Raw genomic sequence first — 10290 nt, 5'->3', positions numbered from 1 at the left:
GGATACTCTTTGGGTCTTGGTGCCAATCTGACGGCAAACATTTGCCTTTCCATGCATTATCAAAAATAATGCAAGAAATACGCCAAGCATACTCCATTAACATCCACTCAAGTCATAGCTGATGTATCTAGCGGCGGGGCTTTACTCCCAAATAACACAATTGTGCCCAATCGCTAACAGCAAAAAACCGCCACTAGGGCGGTTTTTTGCAAACATTGAAGAACAAGCTTCGCTCTTCTCCATGTATTGACTCCGATTACTGAGGACGGTTGCGGCTCTCTGCAATATCAAGGCGCGCCGAGGCAACTTGTGGAGAACGGCGCACTTTATCCAAGGTGACGAGGATATCATGCTGGCCCGCGGCACTGAGCTGCCCTAATTTCGCGCGCTCGTCAAAGTAGGTGACGTTGAGCTTGAGGGTTTCTGCCAAGTCATAAATGGAACCATGGCTCAGCAAAACGGTGATATTGCCTGTCACTTTCCCCACACTGCGGGTAACTTCGTTATAAACCGTACTCCCCGCTTGCAGCGGTTGATTATTTAGGTTTACCCCTTTGTAACTTTGCAGTTCAGGTAAATCGGATAAGGTGGCATTCTCTCCTAGTTTCTCGGCAATGGCTTGCTCCGCGGTGGTCGCTTTACGCTCGATAGGTTGCACAATCGAAGATTGTGCTGGTTGCTGAATGCTACCCATGTCACTTGCGTTTGCGGCACTACTGATTCCCATTGCAGTGATAACAATCATTACGGCTGTTTTCATGATGAACTCCTTTCTATCAATCTTGTTTCTGTCAATGGGATCAGTGGCCATAGACGCGAATTTGCGCTGCAGTCAATTGGCTGGGTACGCGATTATTGTATATATCACCAAAATCGGCGCGATTTGTATCGACAATATCAACCGTCCATTGGCCATATACGGCTTCACCTAAAAAAGCATTGGCCAACATTGGTCCACTGATATGATACGCATATCCTGGATGGCCACTGTTGCCTAGCCCTTGATAGGCACCTAGAGACGTACGCGACGTAGCTAGGATTGCCTCAGTACCCGACGGAGACGTCACTTTAATCGCGATATCTGACGCGGCTGTGCTTCCTGTCAGGTCGCCGTTGCTAACGGCCGTTAAATCCGCATTTTCAATATTAAAGCCAAATTGCAGCCCTTCAATGGTAAGGTTTTTTTCAAGACGGCTTTCATCAAGCGTAAAGCGCAAGCTGGTCCCTTTTGCATCCGCATCAGGGATGCTGAGCGGCACAGATGGGGACACATCAATCCACTCACTTTCTACTAATGGCGGTAATTTGATCGGGTTCTGGGTCGCCATCTCAATCGCTTTTCCGGCATTTACACGCCCAAAACCGTACTTATTATTAAACGAGAACCCCGCAGCGTTATCGACCCATCCCAAATGCACAGGCACAGTACGTTCACTGTCCTCTCCCCCTACCAACAGTGAGATAGGCTGATCGTCAGCATCAATCTTGTCAGCGGTTGCCGCGAGAATATAACGGATTTGTCGCCACGTAAGCTGCGGATTGGCCTGTACTAACAACGCAACCACACCAGTCACATTTGGCGCAGCGGATGAGGTGCCATTGAAGGTGTTGGTGTAATTGCATGATGGATTCACGTCACGGTTAAGGTCGGTCCCCGGTGTATTAAATGGCCAAACTCGGGCATGAAAATCCTCGACGCCAAGCGCTGCTAAAAAGGCCCCGTTCGATTGTTCAAACTCATCGACCGCCGCTTGACTAGCATAACCTCGCTGACACGACATTTGATCGGTTGTCACCATAGCGGGCTCTGTCGTACCGTATTCACCGCCTGGCGCGGCAACCCAAAGACTGGAACCTGCCGTCGAATAGCTCGATTTTTTACCTGCGGTGGTCGTCGCACCCACCGTCACTGTGTAAAAGCTTGCATTGGCGGGATCCCAGTTGCTGTCATAGCAGCTAAGAACGCGTGATCGTCCAGAAACAATACCGTTTTGAGCATCATCGCAAAGTTGATTGCCTTCAGCCCAGCTTTGCGTCGATTCAAAGGCATTCCCCGCCGATTTAATATTCAGCGCCCCCAAACCTTGGCGAAGGTATTGTGTGGGATAGCGGTACATGGTTTCATCCATCGTCTCTGTCGGAATAAACGCTGGCGCTGAAATACCGTAACTGCGGTTGAACGCCGCGATGTTTTCGTTTTCGCTAATTCCCGAACCTGTCATGCCGTAGCTTGCCGCTTGGCTTGCGCTGGACTGTTCCTCAAGATAATTCATACCAATCAGATTGGCGTCAGGCGCGACCCCACGTCCACCCAAGCCGTTCCAGCCTTTTGCCGCAATTAAACCGGCGACGGATGTGCCATGGTCGCCACCGGTACCGGTCGCTGTTGGATCATTCGTACCATCCACAAAGTTAATCGAACGATTCGGCAATACATTATCAACCAGATCCTCATGGGCAATTGCCATTCCCGAATCCACCACAACAGTCGTTACCTGTTGGCCGGTAATGTTTTGTTGATGCGCCGCTAACACGTTCATGTCTTCACCTGAGACAAGAATGCTAGGGTCGTATTGATAACGGCGACGCGCTTCCTCATCACTCATCCCTTGCGCCGTACGTAAATCTATCCAAGCTTGATACGTTTGCGCTTGCATGGCATAACCGGTCTGACCGGTGTTCTTAAGGTGCCACTGTTCGGAAAATAATGGATCGGACTTTAAATCGCCGCGAATGGTGAGTGAGCCACGTATTATTTGATCTGCTGTCGTCAGCTCATACGAGATTGTTCGGTTCTGAGCGGTATTTGTTGGCACATAGAGCACAGTGTTATCGGAAAGATCGGCATTCACGAGACCGTGTGAGAAAAGATATTGGTCGCGAGAATTCTTCGTCACTTCGGTATTCTTCTCGAAGAATTTTATAGTCTCTACCGTGGTATTTTGGGGGAGAATTTGCAGTGGTAATCCCACCCCTTGCTTCATTTCTGTTGCCTCAAGTGTTTGAGGCTCAATGGTGACGACAGGCTTGTCTTGCTCTTGTATGTTACAGCCTGAAATGGCTGATAGCACGAGTCCCGCGAGGAGCCCTCGCTTCATTTTGTTGTTTTGCATTCAATTTCCTTATTATTCACTTCCATGTAAAAGGAAAAATCAAACTACGAAACGTCAAACAAAAACTCAACATAAAAATATCAGTTTGAAATAATTTTCTGTTATTTGGTGTATCCTTAGTGATGTCAGGATGTTTTATTCCATGCATTATTTAGGTTTATTATGAAATCTATTGATTTAATTTCAATCATTAAAACGATTACACTCACTCTTTTAATGAGTTTTATGTTATTAGGATGTCAGTCAATCGCATCAAAAGACCCAGAGTCAGCGAGTAATTCCGCTATTAATAACAATGAAGCCAGTGAAAGTGTGCCACCTAAAGTACAGCATAAACACCTAAGGGAAGCGCTGCTTGCTGTTAGCCATCAAACGTACGCAGAAACACTTGATCAATGCCGGTATTTCCCAATGGGTTATTCGCCCTGTGAAGGCCCGGCTCGGTATATTGTTTACTCCATAAAAACGATGAGCCCAGCAGAACAAGCCAAGCTATTAAAGCAGGTTGAGGAATATAATCAGCTAGACCAATTTATTCAGGAGCTTCACCCGATTGCATCACACTGTCAGCCTAAGCCCGTGCCGCGCTTTTCACTGATCAATAATCAATGCCGTAACGCCAATCCGTTACTCAAACCACTACCAATGAGTGACAGTAACCAAATGTGAAACCCGCATAAGACATCACCGCGACATGTAAGCGTTCCGGTAATATTGGTATTTCGCGCACAAGCATTACGCGAGTGGTTGTAAGAAGAGAACTGTAGATAGCAAAAAACCGCCACGAGGGCGGTTTTTTTTAATATGGCGGTGAGAGAGGGATTCGAACCCTCGATACGTTGCCGTATACACGCTTTCCAGGCGTGCTCCTTCAGCCACTCGGACACCTCACCATATTGTTTTAGCGCTAAGAAGCTAAAGCCATCTGCGCTAACGGGGGTGTACTATAGTGAGTTGCCGCCTTGGGGTCAACCGGTTAAGCACCTTTATTGGTGCGAATGACTGCTTTCTCGCCACATCCACTTTAATTCTCTTATTCGCTGGAGAATTTGGAATGGAAAGACGTGGGAATCCATGATGTAACAACGCAAGCGAGAACGAAAACTGTTAAACTCCGACCATCAACGATAACAGCTGGCTGAGACTTGTAATGACTTTATCTGAATTTCTTGCCCAACATGCCGATAGCGACAAGCTATTGAATGAGATGCAAACCCGTGGCGTTGTTACCGCCATGGCTGCGGCCCCCCATGTGATTAGCCCCAGTGAGTGGCTGCCTGTGCTTTGGGGCGGTGCAGAACAAGCACCATTTGAAAATCACGAGCAATTTGAAGACTACGCGAACCTGATTGTCGATATTTGGAATGAACAGCGCCAACAACTGTTAGACAAACAATGGCACTGGCCAGAAGGTTGTGCTCTTGATGATGCAGAGATCGTCAACCAAGCAACACGTGATTTTGCCGAAGGCTTGCTCCAAGGCTGGAGTTTAACGCGTGATGATTGGGAAACCTTGATGCCGGAAAACACCGAAAGTAATGCCCTTCTCGGCGGTGTCGTGCTGTCAATCAGCTTGCTCTATGATCCAGAAACGGCGCTATCCACCATGGAAGCACAAGGCGCAGAAGAGTTAGCGCAATTTGAAGAAATATATAATGCGATGCCAATCATGTTATGTGGCCTTACACATCACGGTGCGACACTGGCGGAAGATCAGGAAGGGGCCTAGGTCCTGGACGACGGAATACGGAGCGCTTCGCTTACAGAGTATGGGAAGAGACGAGACGCATCGCTTCTAGAGACTAGAGACTAGAGACTAGAGACTAGAAAGAGCAAATCGTGCGCACATCGGGGCTTTTGCTCTTTCTGTATTCCGTCATCTTTTCCTAGGACCTAGGAACGGTGTTACCCTTTCATTTCCGCGGCAAAGTTAAGCATCCGATTAAGAGGGATCAACGCCTTGTCACGTAATGCWGCATCCACGTGGATTTCATGCTGTTTACCACCGTTTTCTAGCGCGTTTTCTATCGCTYTCAAACCATTCATCGCCATCCAAGGGCAATGGGCACAGCTTCGACAGGTCGCGCCCGCGCCGGCTGTGGGTGCTTCAACGAGCTCTTTTTCCGGCACCATTTGCTGCATTTTGTAGAAAATGCCTTTGTCGGTGGCCACAATCAGCTTTTTATTCGGCAAGGTTTGCGCCGCTTTAATCAGTTGACTGGTCGAGCCCACCGCATCGGCCATTTTCACCACGCTCGCCGGTGATTCCGGGTGAACCAAAATCGCCGCGTCTGGATAAAGGTGCTTCATTTTCTCAAGCGCTTGGGCCGAGAATTCATCATGTACCACACATTCACCCTGCCATAGCAGCATGTCAGCGCCAGTTTCTTTTTCGATATAAGCACCAAGGTGGCGATCGGGACCCCAAATAATCGGCTTATCTTGGCTGTCTAAGTGTTCGACAATCTCCAACGCAATACTCGAGGTTACCACCCAATCGGCACGCGCCTTCACAGCAGCAGACGTGTTGGCATAAACGACGACAGTATGATCAGGGTGCGCATCACAAAACTTGGTAAACTCATCCGCCGGACAACCCAAGTCCAGTGAGCACTCCGCGTCCAGTGTAGGCATTAATACCGTTTTTTCGGGAGTCAGAATTTTGGCTGTTTCGCCCATAAAGCGAACGCCAGCCACAATTAAGGTTTTGGCTGGATGTTGATTACCAAAACGGGCCATTTCTAATGAGTCCGCCACGCATCCGCCTGTTTCTTCGGCGAGCGCTTGGATCTCTGGGTCCGTGTAATAGTGAGCGACCAGCACAGCATCTTTTTCTTTTAGCAGTTGTTTAATGCGTGCAACATGTTGTTTTTTCTCAGCGTCACTCAATGCCACAGGTTTCGGCGGAAAGGGATAAACCCTTTGCGACGTTTCAATCACTTGGCTCATGGGATTACTCATGCTTACTTCCAGTCCGGGTAGTATAACGTGAGTGGGGCTGGAGTCCTAGAGCGCAGGTTTTAGAGCCTAGATCTTGGGTCCTAGATCTTGGGACCTAGGATCCTAGGTCCTAGGTTCTAGGTTCTAGGTTCTAGGTTCTAGGTTCTAGACGACAGATTACGGAATACGGAAAAAGCATATCGTGCCAGATTTTGCTTTTCCCGTAATCCTTAAGCGAAGCGCTCTGTATTCCCACTCCCGAATACAGATGACTGAATACAGAGTACAGAAAAGAGCAAAAGGACAATGCGCGCACGAGTTGCCTTTTCCCGTATTCTGTAAGCGAAGCGCTCTGTATTCATTTTCCTAGGATCCTAGGCCCTAGGATCCTAGGACCTTATTGCCTACATCGCATTTTTCGCTTGTTTAGCGCTGGTAGAATCCGGATAAGTATCAATGACTTGTTGGAAATACTGGTTGGCTTGCGCTGTGTTGCCCTTCTTCTGAGCAATTAAACCCAGTTTGAGTAAGGCATCGGCGCGTTTATTGGAATCTTTAAACTGGCTTACGGCAGTAAATTCCTTGCTCGCCTGCTCAAAGTCACGCTTGGAGAAGAAAAGCTGGCCCAGCCAGTAATGGGCATTGGCGGTGTAGACAGACTCTGGGTATTTTTGCAAAAACGCATTAAACGCTTTGGTCGCCCCTTGGTAGTCTTTCTCTTTTAAGATCAGATTCACGGCTGCTTCATACGCCGCGTTTTCAGTTTGATCGCTGGTGTAGTTCACTGATGGGTTTTCATCAGTGGATTTTGTTTCTTTAGGCGCTGCGGATTTCGCCGTGCGCAGATCATCGATTTCTCGATAGAGGTCCCGTTGACGCTCAACCACTTGTTGAATGTCGTAGCTATTTCGTTCAACGTTACCGCGTAAATTGCTCAATTCTTGCGCCATTTGATCAAGTTGACGCTGCATATCGAGCTGCATTTGATTACGCGCTTGCAGCATGCGCTCTAGGCGCTCAATGGCGGTGCCACCTGACCCTACTTCTGTCACCGGAGCAGGTGCGGCAGCCACTGGGGCTGCCACACTCACCAGTAACGCCAGCGCGAGAGCTCGCACAGAGTTACTGTTCATTGTCATACCTTTTATCCATCACCTAAAGGGAGGATTAGTAAACCAATACTGCGCGACGGTTTTTCGCGTACGCGTCTTCGCTTTGGCCAAGAACTAATGGTTTCTCTTCACCGTAGCTTACGATTGAGATCTGGCTTGCAGGAACGCCCAGTGCTTGCAGGTACTTAGATACCGCTTCTGCACGGCGCTCGCCCAGCGCGATGTTGTACTCAGGGGTACCACGCTCATCTGCGTGACCTTCAACCACAACTTCCATTGCTGGGTTGTTACGCAGGTAAGTCGCGTGCGCATCCAGCATGTCTTCGTATTGTGGCAGAACTGACGAATCGTCAAAGTTGAAGTAAACGGTTTGCGACTGACGTAGCTCTTGGTTGCGGATTTCTTGCTCTGTCATTGAGCCTTGACCGTCAACCGGAGAGACGACGGTGGTGCCGTTTTGATTGGTTGATTGGCCCGCACCGCTGCCCGTTGCGCTGTCGCTTGAGCTACAAGCGGCCAAGGTAAACATCGGCAGTGCCACCGCCAGACCTTTTAGTACTTTATTGATTTGCATTCTATTTTCCTTTTCTAGAAAGTTAGCGCACGTTGTTTAAAATTAAAAACTTATAAGTAAGGTGACCAGGCTGGTGCACGCACGCGCCCGTTGGTTGCCGGAAGCCGCGCTTTAAAGCGACCGTCTACAGAGACAAGCGACAACACGTTTTTACGTCCATATACCGAGCTGTAAATCACCATGCTGCCATTTGGCGCAATACTTGGCGACTCATCCAACAAGGTTTTGGTCAGAATTTGCACCGCCCCGCTGTTTAAGTCTTGCTTGGCAATGTTATATCCCGACGCTGACTGGTTCACCATAATCAAGAAGCGACCGTCTGGCGTGAGTTGCCCGCCCATATTTTGGTTGCCCTGCCAAGTGATACGTCTGCTGGTCCCGTCGGCTAAATTTACGCGATAAATCTGAGGTTTGCCACCCCGGTCAGAGGTGTAGATGAGCGAGTTCCCATCTGGATCCCAAAATGGCTCAGTGCTGTTAGCGCGGCCGTGCGTAATTTGAGTGAGCTTCTTGGTTTTAAGATCGAAGGTATACACCTGCAGGCTACCGGTTTTCGAGAGCACCAGTGCCAATTGGCTGCCATCTGGAGAAAAACGCGGAGACCCATTGTGGCGCGGAWACGAAGAAATCTTTTCACGCTCACCGGTGTAGATATCCATGATAAAGATTTCCGCTTGGCCATTTTCAAAGCTCACGTAGGCTAATTGGCGACCATCTGGAGACCATGCTGGTGACATCAGAGGCTGCTTTGAACGCAACACCAAGCGCTCGTTAAATCCATCATAATCCGATAAACGCAGCTGATACGGATAATCAGCATCCTCGTCAATCACGACATACGCGATACGCGTGAGGAAAGCGCCTTTTTCGCCGGTCAGCTTTTCATAGACAATATTTGAAATACGATGCGCATAACGGCGTAAATCGCTGGCTTTCACGGTTGCGCGGTTATTTACCAATAAATGATCGTCGGTTTTGACCAGCTGGCCGTCCGCGCCCAATCCTTTACTTTCTCCGCCGGTGAGTTGACCACGGACGATATCAATCAACTGATAATCAATTTGATAGCGGCCATCAGCCGTTGGCGTGATGGTGCCAGTTAGTACTGAATCCACACCCAACGCAGTCCAAGCGTTATAGTCGACATCACTGTCGCGATAAGGGGTTTGCGGCATTTCGCTAACTGATAACGGGTTAAACTTACCACTACGGCGTAAATCCGACCCGACCACGCCCGACACGTCTTCCGGTAATTCACCTTGCCCTTTCCACTGAAAGGGGATCACCCCAATGGGACGGGCTGAGTTTACCCCTTCAGTGATCACTAACTTGAGAGCTGCGTGTGCAGGTTGCGTGGCTAAAAGCAGGCAAGCAAATAGCATGGTCATCAACGCCATACCGCGCGTTCGGGCGCGCTGCCATATGGCTTGACTAGATCTATTTGTCATCGTGTTTGTGCCACCAGCTAGGCTCACTTCCATCATGTCTTTTTCCTGTCAATTAGTTAGGTCTAACCGTTAACTCAATCTCACGCAGTTTGGCAATAATGTCGCCATCATCTGGCATGGGAAACTGAGATACAGATACCACCGCGGTTTTAGTTGCGCGACATAAGCGTGTATTGCCCGCTTTTTCTTTTACGTCCAAAAGCAGACCGGTTGGCGAAAGGCGCATATTTACCACACACTCTTGTCCCGTAAATCCGTCGTCAACAAGCAGGCGTTGCTGGATCATTTGGGTAAAAATGGCGCCATAACGCGCCACTTCATCTTGGATAAATTGTCCGCGTGCGCTTTGCCGCTGACTGGCCTCAGATTCAAGGCCAGAGAACAAATCGTTCAAGGCCGCTTCTTGCTCTTGCTGTCGGCGTTTTGCCTCTTCGGCTTTTCGCTCTGCTTCTTGGCGCGCTTGCTCCGCTTTGCGGGCTTCCTCTTCCGCTTTTTTACGCTCTGCTAGCTTGCGTTGGCGCTCTGCCTCTGCTTTTTTCGCTGCCTCTTCCGCCTTGCGTTGTTCCGCTAGTTTTTGCTGACGCGCTTTTTCTGCCTGCTCCGCGGCGAGTTCAGCCTGACGTTTTTCTTCCAGCTTACGCTGACGCTCGCGCTCTGCTTGTTGGGCTTTTTCACGCGCGATGCGCGCTTGCTCCTCTGCTTGGGCTTTTTGCTCGGCAAGACGTTTTTTCTCTTCACGTGCTTGGCGCTCAGCCTCAAGCTTTTGCCGTTTCACCTCGCGTAAGCGCTGCTCTTCTTGTTCACGCTGTTGTTCAAGACGCTGCGCTTGCTGCTCTAGTCGCTTAAGTCGTTCCGCTTCTTCTTGCTTGGCTTGGGCACGCTGTTGGCGGATCTTCTGCGCTTGTGCATTCACCACCGCGGGATCAATCACAGTCGCATCAATCGTACTCCCCGCTTTCGGGGTTGGCGTAGCTGTTTTTCCAAAGTCCGCGCCAACGAGAAGAACAATCACGAGCACAAGGTGGAGCGCGGCAGATATCGCCAGCGCAGGCGCTAACGAGTCTTTTTTAGGGGTGGCTTTCTTTGTTTCGCTCATTGCTTTT

9 protein-coding genes and 1 tRNA gene are annotated in these 10290 nt (G+C 49.3%); 2 read left to right on the top strand and 8 right to left on the bottom strand.

What is annotated here, in order from left to right; all coding sequences use genetic code 11:
* Nucleotides 1-256: 256 nt before the first annotated feature.
* Entirely contained in the window at nucleotides 257-760 is a 504-nt protein-coding gene (locus BZG83_RS10150; protein WP_077480366.1) for a hypothetical protein, read from the bottom strand.
* 40 nt (nucleotides 761-800) lie between these two features.
* On the bottom strand, nucleotides 801-3113 hold the full coding sequence (locus BZG83_RS10145) for a S8 family serine peptidase (RefSeq protein ID WP_077480365.1): 2313 nt from the start codon (nucleotides 3111-3113) through the stop codon (nucleotides 801-803).
* Nucleotides 3114-3275: 162 nt separating this feature from the next.
* Here BZG83_RS10145 and BZG83_RS10140 point away from each other — a divergent pair, with 162 nt between their 5' ends.
* On the top strand, nucleotides 3276-3782 hold the full coding sequence (locus tag BZG83_RS10140; RefSeq protein WP_077480364.1) for a hypothetical protein: 507 nt from the start codon (nucleotides 3276-3278) through the stop codon (nucleotides 3780-3782).
* A 136-nt stretch (nucleotides 3783-3918) separates the two neighbouring features.
* Here the strand turns inward: BZG83_RS10140 and BZG83_RS10135 are convergent.
* Nucleotides 3919-4006 (bottom strand) — tRNA-Ser (locus BZG83_RS10135).
* A 257-nt stretch (nucleotides 4007-4263) separates the two neighbouring features.
* Between BZG83_RS10135 and BZG83_RS10130 the strand changes: the two genes are divergently transcribed.
* Nucleotides 4264-4842 (top strand): UPF0149 family protein, encoded by a 579-nt coding sequence (locus tag BZG83_RS10130; protein WP_077480363.1) that lies wholly within the window; start codon nucleotides 4264-4266, stop codon nucleotides 4840-4842.
* 176 nt (nucleotides 4843-5018) lie between these two features.
* Here the strand turns inward: BZG83_RS10130 and nadA are convergent, their stop codons facing one another.
* The 5 genes from nadA to tolA form a co-directional block, all read right to left on the bottom strand.
* Nucleotides 5019-6062 (bottom strand): quinolinate synthase NadA, encoded by a 1044-nt coding sequence (gene nadA, locus BZG83_RS10125; RefSeq protein WP_077480362.1) that lies wholly within the window; start codon nucleotides 6060-6062, stop codon nucleotides 5019-5021.
* 395 nt (nucleotides 6063-6457) lie between these two features.
* A complete protein-coding gene (ybgF, locus tag BZG83_RS10120; protein ID WP_077480361.1) occupies nucleotides 6458-7186 on the bottom strand; it encodes a tol-pal system protein YbgF in 729 nt (242 codons plus the stop codon).
* Nucleotides 7187-7220: 34 nt separating this feature from the next.
* Nucleotides 7221-7739 carry a peptidoglycan-associated lipoprotein Pal gene (gene pal / locus BZG83_RS10115; RefSeq protein WP_077455413.1) on the bottom strand — a complete coding sequence of 173 codons (519 nt, stop codon included), beginning with the start codon at nucleotides 7737-7739 and terminating at the stop codon, nucleotides 7221-7223.
* 50 nt (nucleotides 7740-7789) lie between these two features.
* Nucleotides 7790-9136 (bottom strand): Tol-Pal system beta propeller repeat protein TolB, encoded by a 1347-nt coding sequence (gene tolB / locus BZG83_RS10110; RefSeq protein WP_077480369.1) that lies wholly within the window; start codon nucleotides 9134-9136, stop codon nucleotides 7790-7792.
* Between the two features lie 103 nt (nucleotides 9137-9239).
* On the bottom strand, nucleotides 9240-10283 hold the full coding sequence (gene tolA, locus BZG83_RS10105; RefSeq protein ID WP_077480360.1) for a cell envelope integrity protein TolA: 1044 nt from the start codon (nucleotides 10281-10283) through the stop codon (nucleotides 9240-9242).
* Nucleotides 10284-10290 lie beyond the last annotated feature (7 nt).

Origin of the sequence: Salinivibrio sp. PR919, assembly GCF_001995355.1 — a bacterium.
GTDB lineage: Bacteria > Pseudomonadota > Gammaproteobacteria > Enterobacterales > Vibrionaceae > Salinivibrio > Salinivibrio proteolyticus.
This window is presented reverse-complemented; position numbering and strand designations above follow the sequence as displayed.

Coding starts and splice junctions, on each gene's coding strand:
- ybgF (WP_077480361.1), bottom strand. CDS start 7,186: ATGAACAGTAACTCTGTGCGAGCTCTCGCGCTGGCGTTACTGGTGAGT.
- BZG83_RS10145 (WP_077480365.1), bottom strand. CDS start 3,113: ATGCAAAACAACAAAATGAAGCGAGGGCTCCTCGCGGGACTCGTGCTA.
- BZG83_RS10150 (WP_077480366.1), bottom strand. CDS start 760: ATGAAAACAGCCGTAATGATTGTTATCACTGCAATGGGAATCAGTAGT.
- pal (WP_077455413.1), bottom strand. CDS start 7,739: ATGCAAATCAATAAAGTACTAAAAGGTCTGGCGGTGGCACTGCCGATG.
- BZG83_RS10130 (WP_077480363.1), top strand. CDS start 4,264: ATGACTTTATCTGAATTTCTTGCCCAACATGCCGATAGCGACAAGCTA.
- tolA (WP_077480360.1), bottom strand. CDS start 10,283: ATGAGCGAAACAAAGAAAGCCACCCCTAAAAAAGACTCGTTAGCGCCT.
- BZG83_RS10140 (WP_077480364.1), top strand. CDS start 3,276: ATGAAATCTATTGATTTAATTTCAATCATTAAAACGATTACACTCACT.